We start from the raw sequence: 20,095 nt of genomic DNA, 5'->3' as shown, positions 1-20,095 counted from the left end.
AGCAGCTTAGTTTAAGCCAAGGAGCGAGCTAATGGTAACGGTGTATGGTGATATAATTTCTGGCAATTGTTATAAAGTTTACCTAACAAGCCAATTACTCAATATTCCGATTCGCTGGAAGTGCATCGATATATTAAAGGGTGAAGCAGCGGCTGACGATTTCATTAGCAAAAACCCTAGCGGCAAAATTCCCATCTTAGAGTTAGCCAGCGGCGAAATTTTAAGCGAATCTAACGCCATCATTAATTACCTTGCAGCCGATTCTAACTTACTTCCAACTGACAAGCTTCAACTAGCCAAACTTCAGCAATGGCAATTTTTTGAGCAATATAGCCACGAACCTTATATCGCAGTCGCCCGCTTTATCAAGCACTACTTAAAAATGCCGCCAAGTCGTCAACTCGAATTTGAAGCTAAACAGGCCGGCGGCTACAAGGCGCTTAAAATTCTTGAAAAACAATTAGCGAAAACACCTTTTCTTATTGGAGAGCAGTTTACCACCGCTGATATCTCGTTATATGCTTATACTCACGTAGCTGATGAAGGAGGTTTTAACCTAACCCCCTTTACTGCAATCGCGCATTGGATAGAAAGAATTCGCAAACTTCCAGGCTATACCGGAATGCGCCTAAAACCAGAACACCAGCAGCCCCTCACCAACTTAACTTAAAATTAGCTTAGGATAGACCATGAACCACTCTGCAATGATAAATAGTGTTAAGTATTGGATTACTGAAACTATTATTAAGCACAACTTTTGCCCCTTTGCTAAGCGCGAACTTGTGAACCAAAGCATACATTTTGAAGTAATTGACGAGCAAAGTACTGCTGAGCAGTTGCATAGCTTATTTAATGAATTTAAACGACTTGACCAGTGTGATGAGATTGAAACCAGCCTGCTAATTTATCCACAAGGACTTGAGAGTTTTTTTGATTACTTAGACTTTCTTGAGCTAGCCAACCAATTGTTAGTTGAGCAAAACTACGAAGGCATTTACCAAATCGCTAGTTTTCACCCTGATTATTGTTTTGCCGACGCCAAGCAAGACGACCCGGAAAATTTTACCAATCGTTCGCCAATGCCAATTTTGCACATACTACGCGAAGCTAGCCTAGCTAAAGCCATCGATAGTTATCCAAACCCAGCGGATATTCCGAATAAAAATATTCAGGTCGCTAACCAGCTAGGTAAAGCACATTTTATTAATATACTCAGCCAAGCCATGTTAATTAGCAAACAATAAAACCACCCAAGGCTGCCAATAATAGCTAACTAAGCTAATCGTCTTCTGACTTAACCACCACTTGAGGCGCTTGCTCCGGATCTGCCACTACCTGAAAAACTATAGGCCGGCAGCAAACTTGGCAATCTTCAATGTACTCTTGATAGGTGACTGAAGTGTCGATTAATACATCAATCTCTTGCCAACAATAAGGGCAAGTTATACTTTGATTTAACAGATTCAAGAGCCCTCCTTTAACTGTTTAGTGCCTAGTTGACTTGTTTATCATCTCATTTTAACAAGCCCGAATGGCGATTGTCTCACAACAGGAAGCTCATTTCGCTGATATTCAAGCCACTAAATTCCCTTTAAACTAGTGACATCATTAAATATCCTTACCACACCAAGGAATGGTTGTATGTCGTTGTCGATTATTTTTACTCGCGCGGGCGTAGGCATAGAGGCTCCTCTGGTCACAGTGGAAACGCACTTGTCTAATGGCTTACCGAGTTTAAACATCGTTGGCCTGCCAGAAGCTGCAGTAAAGGAAAGTAAAGATCGCGTACGTAGCGCGCTCATTAATGCTAATTTTGAGTTTCCAGCTCGCAGAATAACCATTAACTTAGCCCCCGCAGACTTACCTAAAGATGGTGGCCGCTACGATCTCCCTATTGCACTTGGCATTTTAACTGCCTCGCAACAAATACAAGTTAATACCATAGACCAATTTGAATTTATGGGTGAGCTCGCGTTATCGGGCGAGTTGCGCGCAGTAAATGGCGTGTTACCAGCGTCATTAGCCGCCAAAAAGGAGAGTCGACGTTTAGTTGTGCCCATTCAGAACTTAGCAGAAGCACAATTAGTTGGGGCTAGCCAAGCAATTGGTGGCAATCATCTTTTACAAGTTTGCGCTTACCTTCAAGGCCAACAAGAGATAAAACTAGAGCCCGCAATTGAATCACAACCCGACTTACTACCTCAACCTGATTTATTAGAAGTAAAAGGCCAGTATGCCGCAAAAAGAGCCTTAGAAGTTGCTGCCGCAGGTCGTCACAATTTACTATTTATTGGCCCTCCTGGTACCGGAAAAACTATGTTAGCCACTCGTTTAGCTGGAATTTTACCGGAAATGAGCGAACAAGAAGCCATTGAGTCGGCGGCGATTACTTCGGTGAGCCATCAAGGGCTTGACACGCGCCGCTGGAAAACGCGACCTTTTAGAAGTCCTCATCATACGGCTTCTGCAGCGGCTTTAGTGGGTGGCGGAAGCAACCCCAAACCCGGTGAAATTTCACTCGCTCATCATGGTGTGTTGTTTTTAGACGAACTTCCAGAATTCGACCGAAGAGTCTTAGAGGTTTTGCGAGAGCCACTAGAGTCAGGCACTGTCACCATTTCGCGGGCAACTCGACAAGCAGAATATCCGGCAAAGTTTCAGTTTTTAGCCGCAATGAACCCTTGTCCCTGTGGCCACTTTGGAAACCCAAGAGGAACCTGTCGATGCACTTCGGATAAAATTAGACGTTACTTACTTAAATTAAGCGGTCCTTTTATCGACAGAATTGATATGCATGTTGACGTGCCCGCAATGACCCAGGCAGAACTTAAATCAATTCCAGATACCACTAGTGAGCCTTCAAACCTAGTTAAAGCAAGGGTAATAACCGCGATGCAGCGGCAAACTCAAAATAACGGAAAATGTAATGCTTTGCTCAACCCTAGAGAGTTGGAGAAAGCGGTTAACTTCGCTGCAGGCGCGGAAGACTTTATTCTCCAAGTTCTCGAAAAGCTTAAATTTTCCGCGCGCGCTTATCACCGAATTTTACGAGTAGCGCGCACAATAGCAGATTTAGAAGATACGCCAGAGGTAACGCAAAAGCACTTAAGCGAAGCTTTAAGTTACCGCCGTTTAGAAAGAATGTTATTACAGGTTGCCTAGCCCGACAGCGCGTTTGAATTTTTGAATTTGATCACAAAAAGAATCTCGCAGGGCTATATTTTTAAGTAAAATAGCTGTACAATTATTGGACAAAGTGAAGTTTTAAGTTGTTTCACTTGAGTAGTTAAAGGAAAGGGAGAAAATGGACATGAGCATTAATCAATCAAGATCAATCACACCCGGTGAATACCAATTCAAACCAATGTCTTTCGCACCTTGGGTGCACGTTAAGGTATTCCGCGAGTCAATCGCCAATAAAGATAATTTAAAAGTTAAACTCGCCGGATTGGAATTTCCTGCCGAAAAACTTCTTCATCGTGGTCAATGGAAAGCAATTTAAAATCAATGAGTTGCTTATAATTGCTCTATTTCAGCGTATTGCCTGCCGGTAATACGCTGAGTTTTCATTTGGTTATCTTGGCCTTATCACCTAAAATACCTGCCTGTAGTTAGCTATTAAATTAAAGTATAAAAACATTGGCAGTCGTCCGTTTAAATCAACAGCAAGACCTCGCGGTTAAACAAGTTTCTTCGCCATTACTGGTGCTCGCTGGTGCAGGCAGCGGCAAGACGGCAGTGATCACCCAAAAAGTTGTTCACTTAATTGCCAACTGTGGCTATCAAGCGCACCAAATAGCTGCAGTAACTTTTACCAACAAAGCTTCCAAAGAAATGAAAGCCCGAGTGACCAAACTATTGGGCGACCGGTCAGCTAAAGGCCTGACAGTTTCTACTTTTCATAATTTAGGCCTTAATATTATTCGCAAAGAATATAAGGTTTTGGGGATCCGTCAAAACTTTACTATTTTTGACGATCAAGACGCTTTAGCTTTAATGCGTGAACTGTGTAAAAAAGACGTCGATGCGGACAAAAGCGAGCTACAAGGATTCTTAACTCGCATATCTAGCTGGAAAAATGACCTTACCTTGCCGCCGCAAGCTATTGCAACAGCAAAAGATCAAGATGAGTTATTGGCGGCTAAATTATATGAAGCATATGCACGTAGTTTAAAAGCCTATAATGCAGTCGACTTTGATGACCTGATTTTAGTCCCTACTATGTTACTAAAACACAACGAAGACGTTAGGACTCGCTGGAACAACAAAATTCGTTATTTACTTGTCGATGAGTATCAAGATACTAATACTAGCCAATATGAGCTGGTAAAACTGATTACTGGTAAACATGGTAACTTCACTGTGGTGGGTGATGATGATCAATCAATCTATTCGTGGCGCGGTGCGCAACCGAAAAATCTAGAGCTACTTAAAACAGATTTTCCCAATTTAAAAGTCGTTAAATTAGAACAAAACTATCGCTCTTGCGGCCGAATACTAAAAGCGGCTAACGTTTTAATTGCTAATAATCCGCATCTTTTTGACAAAAGCCTTTGGTCAGACAAAGAGTACGGCGAGCCAATCCGCATACTCTCAGTGAAAGAAGACAATCATGAAGCCGAACGCGTAGTCAGCGAAATTCTCGCGCGTAAAATTAGACAAGGGCTAAAGTTCAAAGACTTCGCTATTTTATATCGTGGCAACCATCAATCTCGACTGGTTGAGCGCGCGTTAGTTAATAAACAAGTTCCCTACAAAGTCAGTGGAAACACCTCTTTTTTTGCTCGCGCAGAAATTAAAGATGTGCTGGCCTATTTAAAGCTTTTAATTAATCCAGACGACGATAATGCCTTTATCCGAATCGCGAATGTGCCACGCAGAGAAATTGGCGCCACGACGCTGGAAAAATTAGGCAATTATGCAAATAAGCGCCATATTGGCATGTTTGCGGCAATATTTGAATTAGGCTTAGAGGAGCACTTAACTGGAAAAGGCTTGCGCGCGGTAAAAAAGTTTGGCGAAATCATAGTACGAGCCAGCGATAATCTTAAACGCGGTGACACAATGCGCGTTTTAAATGAGCTTATGGCTTATATTGGCTACCATGGTTACTTATTTGAAACTTCTAGCTCGCCCAAAATGGCAGAGTTTCGTTGGAGCAACGTCACAGAATTGTTAAGCTGGATTGAAAAAGGTATTGAAGATAACACGACAGCTGATGATCCTTTTGCTACCACCGTAAACAAAATTTGCTTGCGAGAAATGCTTGACCGTAATAGCGAAGAAGACGAAGAACATAATGAAGTACAACTCATGACGCTGCATGCTTCAAAAGGTTTAGAGTTCCCTCACGTTTACTTACTTGGAATGGAAGAAGAATTCCTTCCTCACAAGTCAAGCATCGAAGAAGGCAATATAGAAGAAGAAAGACGACTCGCTTATGTGGGTGTGACCCGAGCAAAAGAAACCTTATCAATATTAGTAGCTAAGCAACGCCAAAAATATGGTGAAATGATCAACTCTGTTCCAAGCCGATTTTTAGAAGAAATGCCACAAGATGATCTCGACTGGGAAGAAGATAGGTTAAATATTTCCGACGATGAAAAACGTGCAAAAGGTAAGTCAAGCTTAGACAACCTTCGAAAAATGCTCTCTAATTAGTTTTTTAATTTCGTATTTAAGGACAAATGATTTTGAAATATCGTGGAAGTTTAGCTGGCTTTATTTGGGGTACAGTTTACGCAATTGTTTGCGGTTATCTATTTTCAATAGGCGATAATTACTCTGTTGAATTTTTAGAATTTGTTTCCATTGCAATGCTCGTTATATCTCCAGTATCGGTTGGAGTTATTACCATTTTCTTTGCCACTCAACAACAAGCTACCAATAAAAACTTTCAACTTTTTCAACCTTGGCTTCCAGCGGTTGGCTGGTCAATTATTTCAATCTTACTCGCTTGGGAAACGATTATATGTATTATTATGCTGCTTCCTTTGTATCTACCGCTTGCTTCATTAGGTGGAGTGATTGGCGGCTATGTTAGGCGCAACTTTTGTGACAAAACCAACCTTGGAATGGTGTCCTGTGTTGCAATATTGCCTTTACTCGTTTCTCCCATTGAAATGCCGATTCAATCTCCAGAAATTTTCCACTCAGTCAGCAACACAATTGAAATTAACGCTCCAGTAGAAGCGGTTTGGGATAGCATTCCAAACATTGAGAATATTAAAGCGGAAGAGCTAAGTTGGAATTTGTCACATTTTATTGGGATCCCAAAACCAATCTCCGCATCAACACCAGTGATGAAAATCGGCGGAATAAGGCAACTTCAATGGGAAAAAGGCGTTAGGTTTCAAGAAAAGATTACCGACATAATTAATCATAAGCGACTGGCTTATAAAGTTATTGTTGAGCAAGAATCCATGAAGATAGCCGCTTTAGACACGCATATTGTCATTGGCGATCAGTATTTTGATGTTATAAGTGGGTTTTATCGGCTAGATACAATCGGCGGCAAAACCTTACTAACATTATCAACTAAGTATCGCATGACATCAAAAGTGAATTGGTATGGTTCACTTTGGGCAAACTTTGTACTCGATGATTTTCATACTTCCGTTCTCGGATTAATAAAAAATCGTACTGAGAAAAAAGTTAAGCACTCAACTTAAGCACAACATATTTTAATCCGCTTGGTGAGCATATAAATATTTTGCGGCAGCCTTGCTCATTTTTTTATAGTCATGGCCTACTCCGTGTACTAGTTGAATTTTCCAGCTAAATGGCTAAACAGCTAAGATTTTAAGCGGGCAATCTTTTCATTGAGTTCGTACTTTTTATCAGTGACTATCGCTTCTAAAACTTCGATTCTGCTCAACTGATCACCAAGATGCTTTTTAACGGCTTTTTCTACCATTTCATCTAAATTCGCCCTTTCAACTTTTAATGCTTCAACCTCTAACTCTTTTATGCTCTTTTTGTGAGCAAAAATAGCAATAATAATTGATGACACCGCTGAAAACCCCACAGCGAGACTTAAAAATAACCATAAATTCATTTCCACGATAAATTTCCCTTCTATTTAAATGTCGACCAATAAAGCTTTAGCAATAATCAAACCAACTTTTACTCCTTTATTTATCATATAGTTAGCAACTCCAGCTAATTTAGTTTAGTCGCTTAAACCAATTTGTGGCGTCGGCTGTCAGCTAAGCTGCTTAGCGTTAGTCAAAATGACTAACACTCTGCAGTTAGCTTATATTTATGTTCACTATAAAGCGCAGTCTTCAGGTTCAAAACCGGCTGGCGTTTTGGGTAAGTCTTGATGAATTTTTAAGTACTCAATTAATGCAAAGCGTTGTTTTTCAGTGAGTTCTGGGCCAATAACGCCCGCTTTAAGCTTATTTTTTTCGGGGTTAGCCAAGTATTTTTCCCACGCTTGTTGGCTTGCCGAAAACTCATGCCCAATATTGCGGTTGCCTTGCTGGGTGGTATCTAATAAAAATCCTTTCTCACCAGAAAAGTTGGCAAGGTCAATGTTATAACCTAATTTGATAGGATCATATTGGCGCAGACCAACATAAAACGACTGAGTTCTTTGAGCTGCAGGCAATAACATTTCATAAATATTAGGCACAGAACCATTGTGCAAAAATGGCGGCGTTGCCCAAACTCCTTCTAACGGCCGAGGTTTATAACCTCTAACTTGTTGCGGTAAGTCTAAAGTAGCGAAACCTTCAATGCATTGCTGTTGTTGGTAAGTTAATTGCTGCTCTTTATAAAAACGCTCTTTAATTAGTAAGCCTACTAAATTAAGCCCTTCTCCTTCGGTGAGTGCTTTAACGTCCCAAGACCTGACTAATTTCTTATTAGCGAGATCGCCAAACTTCAACTCCCATAATAATAGCTGAGTTAAACAGTTTAACTCGCACTGCCAATCGTTAATTGGCTTGTTCGTTAAGTTAAATTTAGCATCTAAACTAATATTTAAATGCGCAAACTCAAAACTAAGTTGATTAAAACTTTCTATTGGCAAACTTGCTTGGGCACTTATATTAGGATTAGGGTATGCCGCAAGAATATCAGGCAAACGGCCGACAGGAAGCGACTTATCTTCACGTGCATTAATCACCGTTATCAACAAACTCTTAACTTCTCTTGCAAGCTGACGTACAAATAACGGGTCGAAGGTTTGTTGAATATCTTCTGCTTTTAAGCCGGTTTTTTCTAAATTGTATTTTCTATCCATAAACCCATTAGCAGCGGCACCGTCAGTGCCAATTTTTTCTAAAGGAACTACTTCAATTTTCCACTGCATTGCAGCGCTTGGTTTCAAAGGTGCACCGGCATTTTTTTCAGCTTCACTTGCCACGTGTGGGCCATGACAGCCTTGGCAATGTTGCTCAAATAACTGTTTGCCAAATGCGGCTTTGGCCTGATCAACTTGCCCAAAAAGTTGCGCAGGCCACTGAGGCGGCGTTAATTTTTGTAAGGTGCTTTCAATAGTTACTAAGTTTTTAATATTAACGCTGCTTGAGAAACGCTGCGCTTCTGGAATGGGTTCTCCAAGGTCGTTAACTAACTTAATAGTTGCACCAACACCTAAAGCTTCGCCTATGTTCCTTGCTAATGGTTGCGCGACTGAACCATTGTATTGAACCCAGTCGAACTTCCAAATATTCCATAAATAAGGGTAGCTTACCGGCGCGCCGGCAACTTGATAGTTTTCTTCACTTAAGTGATCGCCAAAAACCGTATTTCCAATTCGACCTAGAGCATCGGTTCGTCCATAACCTTCTTCAACCGGATAAAGATGACGCAACGGATTATTCTGCCCGGTTTCAATAATGGCTTTTATACTAGTAAAGAGTTGATCACTTAGTTTATCTTTACCTGACGGGTAATTAACTAAAACATTCTCTGCAAACTCGTCAAATTTAAATGGGTTAGCCCAAGTATAAATTAGCGATGCCAATAAACTAGGGCCAAATTGGCCACGCTTTAGGTCGGTAAAAGCATGCATGGCTTGGCCGCCGTCAATACGAATGGCGTAGTTTTCTTGGCCTTGTTTATAGTGAATTTCGCCATTGTGGCAGGCAGCGCAACTGACATCGACAACATATTCGCCGAGCGCTTTTTTGTATGACTTAGTAAAACCAATTGGTAAATGATCGGGGTTTTGAGGAGAAGGCTCCGCATCGACAATAAATCGGTGGCGACGCATATTTTCTGGCGAAGCAAAACGTTGATCGCTAAAAGGAAGCTTTAGATTCACCAACCATTGATAACGAATAGCTCCTTCTACCGCACCTTGCGGAATCGATGTGCCTTGCCCCGTATAATAATAGGTGTGTCGCTCAGGTGTATTTTGTCCTTCACCCCAGTTTTGTTGCAAATAAATAACTTTATCGACTTTTTCTAATTCTGGTAATCCAGTCACTGGCCATACCACAAACCATACAAAGCCAATTGTTAACAACACGATTAAAATTATAAACAAGCGTAATAACCATTTTAACAGTGTACCTAACTTAGTGTTGGCAATTCGAGAAAGCAGCGCAGCCATTAGACTCTCCTAGTATCAATTGTTGTTATTGTAAGGCTGTAACTTAAATGTAAAACGCATCAATAGCGAATTAGTAGGCATATTCTTCAAAATAACATAACTGTTACTAAAGAAGAATGGTTTACAAAAGCAATCAATCAAATATCTCAAATAATTAAGGGTAACCTTTTGCGTCATTTTCGGCTAAAATATGCACTTTAAATTCACCCAACAAAAACCATAGGCGAGTCAATTTTGAGTAATATAAATCATCTTTTTGAAAAAAATATTGCCTGGGCAAATGCCATAAAAGAGCAACAACCTGAATTTTTTGAGCAGCTTTCGCTACAGCAAGCACCAGAATACTTATGGATTGGCTGTTCAGACAGCCGAGTGGCAGCAAACCAAATAATTGACTTGCCACCAGGCGAGGTGTTTGTTCATCGCAATATTGCTAATGTCGTAGTCCACACGGATTTAAACTGCTTGTCAGTCATTCAATATGCCGTCGACGTACTTAAAGTAAAACACATACTCGTGGTTGGTCACTATGGCTGCGGCGGTGTTAAAGCGTCAATAGAAAACCAAGACAACGGCTTAATAGACAACTGGTTAAAGCATATCGATGACGTCGCCAGAATTCATGCATCTGATCTAAAGCAATACTCGGGCGAAGCCAAAGTCAACCGACTATGCGAACTCAATGTAGTAGAGCAAGTGAAAAATGTATGCTCTAGTACTGTGGTGCAAAGTGCTTGGAAAAGAGGTGCTGACTTGCAAGTTCACGGTTGGATTTACAGTATTAAAAATGGCTTAATTAAGGACTTAGGAATTACCTTTTCCAACAACGAAAGTTTTCAGGCCAGCTTAGAAGAATAGTTTAATTTAAGCTGCCGTTAGCACGGCAGCTTGCTAACATTCGATTTAAACCATGCTCATCATTAGTGCGCTTTTTTTAACTGTAAACTGGCACTTCCCATTTGCAACAGACTGGGCAAAAATATAAGCGTAAACAGCGTGCTTACCGTCATACCACCAACAATTACCGCTGCGATGCCTCGATATAACTCAGCACCTGCTCCTGGCACAATTAATAGCGGCAACATCCCGCAAATACTAGTTAAAGTGCTCATTAATATCGGCCGCAACCTAACTCTGACTGCTTGCTCAACCGCGTCACGACGAGACAAACCTTCGCCCTCGCCTAAGCGTGTTTGATACACAAGTAAAATAGCATTATTAACCACTAAGCCTAACAGGATAATAAATCCAATCATTGTGAGTAAATCGAGCGGCTGAAAGATGACTAAGTTAGTCACCTGTAACAAACTAATACCGCCAATGGTAGCTAAGGGAATGGTTAATACCACCAACAAACTATCTTTAAACGAGCGAAATAACGCTGACATCAATAAATAGAGTATGGCTAATGCCAACACAAAGCTTTGCCCCATACTCGCAAGCGCTTCGGTTAAAGCCTCAGCACTACCACGGTACTTAACGCTACCTGACTCGCCCAACTCAGCGAGAATTGCCGGTTCGGCACTTGCTTTAATAACCTGAATGGCTTCTTCTAAGCTCATATTATCTGGAGGCGTTACTTGCAAAGTCACGGTCCGCTTTCTATCTACTCGACGAATAGAACTGGGGCCTGCGGTTCGCTCTATTCGCATCAACTCTCCGACCGGCTGAATACCGGCTTGCGGAGTATAAAATGGAATAGCACTTAATTCTTCTGGGGTGTCCCAATCGGTCGAACGCAAAAATATATTGACTCGCTTTTGACCATTAAAATAATCACCAACGTACAAACCATTTCCTAGGGTCCGTGATAAGCTACCTAACTGCTGACGAGTCCAGCCTGACTCAGCAACTCGCCTTTCGTCTGGTATCATGCGCAGCTCGGGCTCTGCTAAGGTCAGCCCAGGGGTTGGTTGAATTTGCGCCCCCGCTAATGCTTGGCTAACAACGCCATAACCAACTCGCGCAGCTTGCAATAATTCGTCTACTTGGTTGCCCTGAATATCAATATCAATTCGGCGTCCTCCGCTTAAATTTTCAAACAGCTGTGCTTGGCTCGCGAAAGCCATAGTGTCTGGAAAGCCAGCAAGTAATACGCCATTTACAACCTGGACTATCGCTTGGATGTCATCAGCATTATCAGCCCTTCCGCCCATAAAGCCAAAGTTACCAAAAAAGCCCATCCAGGTATGGTCAATCTTAGGAGATTTTTCACCACTCAAATAAGGCATTAAACGTCGATTTATCTCATCACTCATTTCAATACGCGCAGCAGGGTAACTTAGCCCAGGCGGCGGCAAAATAAACGCCCTAAATGAGTTTTGGTTGCCTTTAGGTAAATAGTCTACTTTAGGGAAAATAGCCCAACTACCTACAGCCGACACCAACATTAATCCAAATACCCAAGCATAACGTTTAGTTGGGGTACTGGTAATGGCCATTATTTTATTGGTTGCGCCCCGCCACCAGTGAGCATGAGGATCTTTTTCGCTGACTTCAGTTAATAGTTTTCTTGCAGCAGCTGGCAGTACCGTCGTGGCGATTAACAAAGAAGCGATAATTGCTACGGCTATTGTTATGGCCAAATCAGCAAAAAGCTGGCCGGATACCGCTTCTAAAAAAGCAATCGGTAAAAAAATCGCCACCGTAGTTGCGGTTGACGCAAGCAGCGCCCCCCAAACTTGAGTCGCACCTTTAAAGGAGGCATCGTGCGGTGACTCACCTTTTTCTCTTAGTCGAACGATATTTTCAAGAACAACAATAGCCGCATCTAGCACCATACCCACCGCAAAGGCCAGCCCTGCCATCGAGATAATATTTAAAGTACGTCCCGTTGCGTACATCACAATTAATGTCACCACAATGGAAATTGGAATCGCCACAGCAACAATTAATGTGGCTCTAAATTTACGCAAAAACCACCATAATACCGCGACAGCAAGTGCTATCCCCATTAAAAGATTATTCTGCACAAGCGCCATAGAGCGTTCTATGTAGCGAGTTTCATCGTACATTTGAATCATTTTAAGCCCAGCACGATCAAGCGGTCCGTCATTCAGTTCTTGCATTGCTTGTTTTAAACCCTGCATAACTTGAATGACGTTTACCCCTTGCTCGGCCTGCGCATTCATCGCAATCGCGGGCTCGCCATCTAACGTTAATATGCCGGTTCTATCACGCAGCTTTAACTCAACTTTTGCTACATCTCTTAATAATACCGGCTTACCATCGCGCCACTCTAAGACCATTTCTTGTAGCTGCTCTATGCCATATTTTCCACTATATCTTAGCGTATACTTTCGTCGGCCAACTTCGTTAAACCCGCCAGAAACATCATTGTTACTGCTTAACTTGGCAGCTAGTGCAGGAATATTTAGGCCGAGAGCCGCTGCCTGATAAGGGTCAAATGTCACCCGAAGCTCGCTTTGCAAACCACCAAACGCATTCGACTGAGAAACCCCTTGTACTCGCTCTAACCGGGTCTGAATAACTTCTTCTACAAAATCTTGATAACTTGCAATATCGCGCTGATTTGAATCTTTGGTTTTTAATGCAAACCAAGCGATGGCGTTAAAAGTGCTGTTGCCACCCACTGAAATTACCGGTTCTGTGGCATCTGGCGGATAGCTTGGGACTTGGTTTAACGCATTCATTACATCAATTAAAGCCCGCTCCAAATCAATTCCGGTACGATAGCGAAGGGTGATATTGCCACCCCCTTGATTAGAACTAGATTCTAACGACTCAAGGCCTTGCAAGCCTTTGAGCACATCTTCTTGGCGCTCAATTATTTCAGCTTCAATTTCTTCCGGTGCAGAACCGCCCCAACTGGTTGAAATCGTTATCATAGGCTGGCTAACATCAGGGGTTAATTGAACCGGCAGCTTGAATAAGCTAATTATGCCAAACAGAGCAATAAGTAAAATAGCAACAACGACGGCCGTTGGATTTTTCAGTGAAGCAGTAGTTAGAGTCATTGGTTGGCCTTGTACCTTATTGTTTGTTGCCTGAAATCAACTGGCTATTGTTTTCTTTAATTTGAACAGTTTGACCTGGCTGCAATCGCTCTGCGCCGCGAATTATCACTTTATCGCCTGCATTTACATTGCCTTTTATTTCAATAAACTCTCCAACTCCAAGTCCAATCTCCACGGGTACTTGCTGCGCTTGGTTTTCAGCATTTACTTTAAAGATGCTCATCCCTTCACGGCGCAATACAATAGCGTCTCTGGGTACTGCGAGCACTAGCTTACTTTCACCACTAGCGACTGCTGCTTTAATGCTTAAGCCCACTGGCCAATCAATATCCGACATATCTAAACGAACTTGCATTAAGTGCGAACGATCTTCGGCTACCGGAACAATCGATTTTATTGGAGCAGACGCCTCTCCCAATGCCGACTGCACTCTTAATTCACTTGCACTCGACAGGAAACGATAAGCAGTTATGGGTGCATAAAGAGACACCTCTAAATTTTTCGTTTCTACTAAATGAATAATTGCGGTACCACTGGTCACATATTCGCCTTGGCTACGCAAACGTTGAGTTACCAACCCTTCAAAAGGCGCTTTTAACTCTGTAAATGTTAGCTGTTGCTTTGTTTTGGCGAGTCTCGCTGTTGCCGCGGCTAAATCGCCTTTGGCCACATCGCGTTGTGAAAGCGTTTGATCTAAGTCGGTTTTCGCAGAAAGGTTTCGCTCAGCCAAGCTGGTTTTACGTTTCACTTCAGATTCCAAAAATGCCAAGCGCGATTGAGCGTTCTCGACATTAGCTTGATCTTCCATCAACTGAATTTTAAGCGTACTGTCATCTATTTTTGCGAGCAAGTCGCCTTTACTAACTCGAGCACCAATTTCAGCCAAGCTAACTATTCGGCCTGAGACATCAGCCGCTATTTGCGAGTTATTACGGCTCACAACCGTACCTGAAACCCATGCCACCGGAGACAGAGTACGCTCTTGTGCTTCAACCACATTGACCGAAGGTGCCGGAAACCCGCGAGCTTTTAGCTCTGTCGAGTAGCTGCTGATAATAAATAAGGCGAACACAAACGAAGACTTGCTTAATTTAGCTAACATAATAGGACTTTATATTTTGATTAAAATGCAAATGAAGAAGTGGTTGTATATTCAAGCAACCGGCATGTTGTAAGAATAGCTGAAAATGGCTAATAAAAGCGACTACACAAGGTGAAAGAAATGCATCAATTTGTTTCAAATAGATTATTGCTAACTCATTTGTCTACCCATGTAAAAAAAATGGCCGAATAAATCGGCCACTTTAGAAAGCACAAACTACAGCTTAAAGCTTATAAAACATCACCTTTAAGGGTTGCACCAGAGTAAGACCTATAGCCGCGTAAACTAACATACCAAGTTCCTACTTGCGGATTATTAATAGTACAGGTCTCACTATTACCATTGCGGTAAGGTCGGCAATTGTATGCGCTAGTGGTTGGCTGAGCACCAAAGCGAACATATAAGTCCGCATCGCCACTACCACCACTTAGAACCGCTTTTAATTGCGACGCGCCAGCAGTAACTTGAAGCGTATAGTGTTTCCAGCTACCAGCATTACCTGATAGGTTGTTATGCTCGAAAGAGTCTCCTCCAGTTGCATCTTGATAATCAGCAACTAATTGCAAACCAGAATAAGTTGAATATGCTCGAATCATAACGTAATAGCGTCCAACTTGAGGTGAGCTGAAACTACAGGTTTCTGAGTTACCATTGCGGTAAGGTCGACAATCATAAGTGCTCGTTGTTGGCTCTGCACCAAAGCGCACATATAAATCAGCGTCTCCACTGCCACCGCTAATATTAAAACTCAGATTAGCTGAGTTCGCAGGCACATCGATCCAATAGCCTATTTCATTGCCTTGATTGCCATTAATTCCCGTGACTGCTACACCTTTAGTTAATTCACCTTGCTGCGTCGAAGCCACAGTGACCGATTGGGTTTTCGTATTCGTATTAGCATCATTGTCTGTTACCGTTAAGCTAACACTATAGGTGCCAGCGGCAGCATAGGTATGGCTGGGACTAGCTTGGGTAGAACTATTCCCATCACCAAAGTCCCAAAGTTGACTCACAATATTGCCATCGGGATCGCTACTGTTATTATTAAAACTTACCGCTAGCTGATTCGCACTATAAGTAAAGCTAGCAATTGGATCGCCGTTTGGCGTTTGATTGTCGCCTACTGGAATAACCCCACCAAAATGACTTGAAACTTGAGGCCAAATTCGAGAAATTTTAACGCCTTGATTTTCACATCCACCAAAGTGGTGCAACGCAATCACATTATTACTACTTGAAGCTAATACCGGTGAGCCAGAGCTTCCGCCAATGGTGTCACACATATATCCCATATCGGTTGCGGTGCCTCTACCATTGGCAGAAACAGAGTCGACTCGACAAACACCTCCAGTATTTTGATCACTTTCAATCGCTAGTTCTTTTGGATTACCACTACCGTGCTGTGGAATATAAATTTCTTCTTGGCTAATCGCTTCGCGAACGTCTAAACCAAAATGACCAAACCCAGTGACGCTACTAAAGTTATTTACCGTAAACAGCGTATAATCTAGGGTATAGTCTGTTTTTAACAATGAATTACCTGTGACTATTGTGGTTGGTGCATTACTCGAACCACCACAAGAACTTCGCTGATAGTTAAACCAAACTTCCGTATTGTTTAAACCCGATTGCGTATCAACACAGTGGTTATTGGTAAACATATGATTACCATCACCAACACGCCAGCCAGTACATAAACCCGAACCATTCATTAATAAACGAGCCACCGGACGGGTGCGTTCATACTCAGTAGGGTGAGAGCCTGCCCAACACGCCACATCGCGACGCTCATTAACACCACAAGTTGAAAGCGGCCCTACACCGTCATTCGCATCTGCCTGCATCAATTGCTCTATAACGGCTTCCGAATAACCTTGCATAAAGTGATCAATCACCACTTTATATGGCTGGTTATCAGCAGCGACATACTTGATTAATGCCGTGTCTCCAATGATAGAAAGCGCTGCAAAAGAATTGACCCCATAATCTCCTGCCAAGGTGGTTTTTAGCGACTCGTTTTCGCCCCCGTAACGATGCACTTGAGTACCGGTTTTATTACTAATTTCTAAGTAACTTCCGGCTGGAATTTGAAACTCACTAAAATGAATCTTAATAAAGCTCGCTTCAGGTCGCTGAATAACAATTATTTCATTATCGAAAGAGTCAGCAGAAGTCAGTCCATTGTCATGATTGGCAAGGTTAGAAATAACGCCTAGAAAATTAACTTTATCGGCCACAGTTACAATTTGTGGCTTTAGCATTTGTGGCTTTAGCATTTGTGGATGTTTTTGAATTTCTAATTCATCTTTTAACTGCAAAACCTTTTCGGTGACATCGCTGTTGCTAGCTAATAAGCTACTACTAGAAAGCATCAACAAGGGAATTAGAAAGCTTTTTACGCTTAATTTATTCATATCGTCCTCTTTGTAAATTATTATGGAGTTGAGTTGCGGTAATCGAAACCGCCAAGTTGCCCACTTTGATTTTTCTATTTCTTTTAACGGCAAGAATACGACAGAGGTTCACCACAAGCTTCGCGAATGAAGATCTTAGGCTTTAGTGAGAAGTGATAGTGTAAACAGTTTAATATGCTTAGGTGAAGTCCACTTATCATACAGAGAGATAGTTTTAAAAAAATAGATTTTATAACACCTACACAAAATTTTTTAATCAATAAATCATGGCAATTAGTCTAAACGAGGTTAACCAAGCCGGTAGATTTGAGCCTCACGTAATCGCCCAAAACGATCAAAATGAACCTTGTCACGGCTAAAATGCGGCTGGTAATCCATAAGACTTGGCTACAGCTAACCGCTATTAGAGACTAATACCTTATAGGGCCAGTAACTCATTCATAATCATAGAAAAAGGAATATTAATGGTTAAAAAAACCGAAAAAAGCCCCAACGAGCCTAATTAGCGTAATAAAAAGAACAAATTCAACTATTTTTACTCCTTTTTTGCTTTTAACTTCTATACTTTTATTACCAATCACAAAAAATTCAATATGTTGTTCATGCAGTCAAACTGGTTTATCCCCTTTATTGTTATTATCGTGTTATTGACCTCAGCTATTTATGTTGATCACGTCAACAATCAAAACTACCTTTTTCAGCAACAGCGAGATGTTGCTAATGAACTAAGTATTGTTAGAGCGAAGCTTGAAGGTAATATATTTAATAATATTCAAACGGTTAGAGGCTTGGTTGGGCTAATTTCGAATGAACCAAACTTAACCCAAGAAAGGTTTGCACAGTACGTTGAGCCGCTATTACAAGGCAAAAATCAAATTCGAAATATTGGGGCAGCACCAGACTTAGTCATGACATTAATGTATCCGCTAGAAGGTAATCGCGGCGCATTAGGTTTAGACTTTAATAAAATTAAATCACAACGCGATGACGCACTAAAAGCCCGAGATTTGGGCGATATTGTACTAGCTGGCCCAGTCAATCTGGTGCAAGGCGGCGAAGCTTTTATCGGTAGAATTCCCATTTTTGCTAATCACAAATATAAGCAGCAGCCGGTGTCCGATGAAAAGGTGTTTTGGGGATTAATTTCTGCCGTAATTGATATCAAGTCATTCTACCAGGCGAGCGGTTTAAACGATCCCGACAGCAAAATTGAGGTTGCAATCAGTTGGGCTAGCGAAGGCAGCCAAGACTTTACAACTTTTTATGGAGATCACTCACTTCACAATGCGCAATCCATAACTTCTTATGTCAATTTACCTAATAAAGTGTGGCAGCTTGATGCGATCCCCAAAGGCGGCTGGCAAAAAACGGCACCCAACAGCTTGATGGTAAGAGTTGCCTTAGGCGTTATTGCATTGCTTATTATCATTCCCGTTGTGCTATTTAGCATGGCTGAAACCAAAAGACGCGATCAAGAAAAGCGCTTGCGCGCATTATTTGAACTTTCACCGTTAGGAATTGCACTAAACGACTATAAAACTGGTCAATTTATTGAATTAAATAACGCCATGGTAAAACCAACCGGTTACACTAAAGAAGAGTTTCGTAACCTTAGCTACTGGGAAATTACCCCTAAAAAATACGAGTCGCAAGAAGCATTGCAACTTGAATATTTAGAAAAAACCGGGCGTTACGGCCCCTACGAAAAAGAGTACACCCGAAAAGATGGCTCTACTTACCCTGTGTTGTTAAATGGCGTATTAATTTCCGACTCTAATGGCCGAAAATTTATTTGGTCAATCGTAGAAGATATATCTATTCATAAAAAACATGAAAAGAAATTAATAAGAGAAAGAAATAAAGCGCAAGCCGCAGCAAAAGCTAAGTCAGAGTTTTTAGCCACCATTAGTCACGAGCTAAGAACGCCAATGAATGGTGTTTTAGGTATGTTAAACCTTTTATCCCGAACTCCGTTAGACCCAACTCAAAAGCGCAAGCTAACGGTCGCGCAAGAAAGCGGAAGCGCACTTTTAAAGCTAATTGAAGATATACTCGACTTTGCAAAGGTTGACTCTGGAAAACTTGAGCTAGAGATTATCGACTTTGATTTATTCGATCTATTAGAATCAATTGCAGGAAGTTTTGAAGTAGAAGCCGAAAATAAATCAATCGAACTGAATTTAACTTTGCCAGAACTAGAAAACCAGATTGTAAAGGGTGATCCCAATCGACTTAGACAAATTCTTACCAATTTAATTTCTAATGCCATTAAGTTTACCGCAGAAGGCTCGGTGACAATTACTTGTGATTTAATCGACCAACAAAGTCATTTAGAGTTTATTGTCAATATTAAGGACACAGGGGTTGGTATAGCAGCTCAAGAGCAAGCCAAGCTTTTTCAGTCTTTTAGTCAGGTTGACTCAAGTTCAACTCGAGAGCACGGTGGCTCAGGACTAGGCTTAGCTATTTGTAAAAAACTTTGCAACTTAATGCAAGGTGATTTACAGGTAAAAAGTCGTTTAGGTGAAGGCTCTCAATTTACTTTTGATGTTCACTTAGAAAAATCCAAAGCTACTGAACTACCGGGTTTTGCTGACTTACCTAAAAGTGAAAAACTAGATTGGTCGCAAGATAAGGCCGTTTTGTTAGTAGAAGATATTCCTTTTAATCAAGAAGTCGCCATGCTTTTATTAGCAGAATTAGGCATTAAATCTCAGGCTGCGGCCAATGGAGAAAAAGCCATTAAACTTCTAAGCGAGGGTACAGTTTTTGATTTAATTTTAATGGACTGTGAAATGCCAGAAATGGATGGCTACGAAACCACTAGAAAAATACGTGCCGGAGAGGCTGGGTTATATAACAAAGACATTCCTATCATTGCAATGACGGCTAATGCCTTAGAAGACGATAGAGAAAAATGCTTGCGAGTAGGTATGAATGATTATTTAAGCAAGCCGATAGAAGGTGATGCACTCGAGCGTTGCTTAAAGCATTGGCTAACCGCAAAACGAGAGCTGACCTTAGAAGATAAATAAGC

Annotated in this window: 14 protein-coding genes; 8 read left to right on the top strand and 6 right to left on the bottom strand. The window is 41.5% G+C overall.

The genetic code is table 11. The features are described 5' to 3' along the window. The first annotated feature begins 31 nt into the window (after window positions 1–31). On the top strand, window positions 32–670 hold the full coding sequence (locus ACUR5C_RS00940; RefSeq protein ID WP_454466439.1) for a glutathione S-transferase family protein: 639 nt from the start codon (window positions 32–34) through the stop codon (window positions 668–670). Between the two features lie 19 nt (window positions 671–689). Continuing rightward, on the top strand, window positions 690–1,244 hold the full coding sequence (locus tag ACUR5C_RS00935) for a DUF1415 domain-containing protein (protein WP_454466438.1): 555 nt from the start codon (window positions 690–692) through the stop codon (window positions 1,242–1,244). A 34-nt stretch (window positions 1,245–1,278) separates the two neighbouring features. Here the strand turns inward: ACUR5C_RS00935 and ACUR5C_RS00930 are convergent, their stop codons facing one another. Further along, on the bottom strand, window positions 1,279–1,467 hold the full coding sequence (locus ACUR5C_RS00930) for a CPXCG motif-containing cysteine-rich protein (RefSeq protein WP_454466437.1): 189 nt from the start codon (window positions 1,465–1,467) through the stop codon (window positions 1,279–1,281). A 174-nt stretch (window positions 1,468–1,641) separates the two neighbouring features. On the opposite strand from ACUR5C_RS00930, the gene ACUR5C_RS00925 reads away from it, so the two are divergent. From ACUR5C_RS00925 to ACUR5C_RS00910, 4 genes are all read left to right on the top strand, one after another. After that, complete coding sequence (locus ACUR5C_RS00925) at window positions 1,642–3,162, top strand: YifB family Mg chelatase-like AAA ATPase (RefSeq protein ID WP_454466436.1); 1,521 nt, start codon at window positions 1,642–1,644, stop codon at window positions 3,160–3,162. 142 nt (window positions 3,163–3,304) lie between these two features. Beyond that, window positions 3,305–3,502 carry a hypothetical protein gene (locus ACUR5C_RS00920; RefSeq protein ID WP_454466435.1) on the top strand — a complete coding sequence of 66 codons (198 nt, stop codon included), beginning with the start codon at window positions 3,305–3,307 and terminating at the stop codon, window positions 3,500–3,502. 137 nt (window positions 3,503–3,639) lie between these two features. After that, a complete protein-coding gene (gene rep, locus ACUR5C_RS00915) occupies window positions 3,640–5,661 on the top strand; it encodes a DNA helicase Rep (RefSeq protein WP_454466433.1) in 2,022 nt (673 codons plus the stop codon). 32 nt (window positions 5,662–5,693) lie between these two features. Then, on the top strand, window positions 5,694–6,671 hold the full coding sequence (locus ACUR5C_RS00910) for an SRPBCC family protein (RefSeq protein ID WP_454466432.1): 978 nt from the start codon (window positions 5,694–5,696) through the stop codon (window positions 6,669–6,671). Window positions 6,672–6,793: 122 nt separating this feature from the next. Here the strand turns inward: ACUR5C_RS00910 and ACUR5C_RS00905 are convergent, their stop codons facing one another. Together ACUR5C_RS00905 and ACUR5C_RS00900 are read right to left on the bottom strand one after the other, a co-directional pair. Further along, a complete protein-coding gene (locus ACUR5C_RS00905) occupies window positions 6,794–7,057 on the bottom strand; it encodes a hypothetical protein (protein ID WP_454466431.1) in 264 nt (87 codons plus the stop codon). Between the two features lie 213 nt (window positions 7,058–7,270). Beyond that, window positions 7,271–9,565 carry a di-heme-cytochrome C peroxidase gene (locus tag ACUR5C_RS00900; protein WP_454466430.1) on the bottom strand — a complete coding sequence of 765 codons (2,295 nt, stop codon included), beginning with the start codon at window positions 9,563–9,565 and terminating at the stop codon, window positions 7,271–7,273. Window positions 9,566–9,799: 234 nt separating this feature from the next. Between ACUR5C_RS00900 and can the strand changes: the two genes are divergently transcribed. After that, window positions 9,800–10,423: a carbonate dehydratase gene (gene can / locus ACUR5C_RS00895; protein WP_454466429.1), complete on the top strand. Its 624-nt coding sequence runs from the start codon at window positions 9,800–9,802 to the stop codon at window positions 10,421–10,423. Window positions 10,424–10,485: 62 nt separating this feature from the next. On the opposite strand, the gene ACUR5C_RS00890 is transcribed toward can, so the two are convergent. The 3 genes from ACUR5C_RS00890 to ACUR5C_RS00880 all read right to left on the bottom strand — a co-directional run bounded on the left by ACUR5C_RS00890 (window position 10,486) and on the right by ACUR5C_RS00880 (window position 17,058). Then, on the bottom strand, window positions 10,486–13,542 hold the full coding sequence (locus tag ACUR5C_RS00890; protein ID WP_454466428.1) for an efflux RND transporter permease subunit: 3,057 nt from the start codon (window positions 13,540–13,542) through the stop codon (window positions 10,486–10,488). A gap of 16 nt (window positions 13,543–13,558) precedes the next feature. After that, window positions 13,559–14,644 carry an efflux RND transporter periplasmic adaptor subunit gene (locus ACUR5C_RS00885; protein WP_454466427.1) on the bottom strand — a complete coding sequence of 362 codons (1,086 nt, stop codon included), beginning with the start codon at window positions 14,642–14,644 and terminating at the stop codon, window positions 13,559–13,561. A gap of 230 nt (window positions 14,645–14,874) precedes the next feature. Further along, window positions 14,875–17,058 (bottom strand): pre-peptidase C-terminal domain-containing protein, encoded by a 2,184-nt coding sequence (locus ACUR5C_RS00880; RefSeq protein WP_454466426.1) that lies wholly within the window; start codon window positions 17,056–17,058, stop codon window positions 14,875–14,877. Between the two features lie 602 nt (window positions 17,059–17,660). On the opposite strand from ACUR5C_RS00880, the gene ACUR5C_RS00875 reads away from it, so the two are divergent. Continuing rightward, entirely contained in the window at window positions 17,661–20,093 is a 2,433-nt protein-coding gene (locus tag ACUR5C_RS00875; RefSeq protein ID WP_454466425.1) for an ATP-binding protein, read from the top strand. Window positions 20,094–20,095: the final 2 nt, after the last annotated feature.

Source organism: Aliikangiella aequoris, assembly GCF_053709105.1.
The sequence above is the reverse complement of the archived record's forward strand: the minus strand, read 5'-3'. Positions and strand labels throughout refer to the sequence as shown.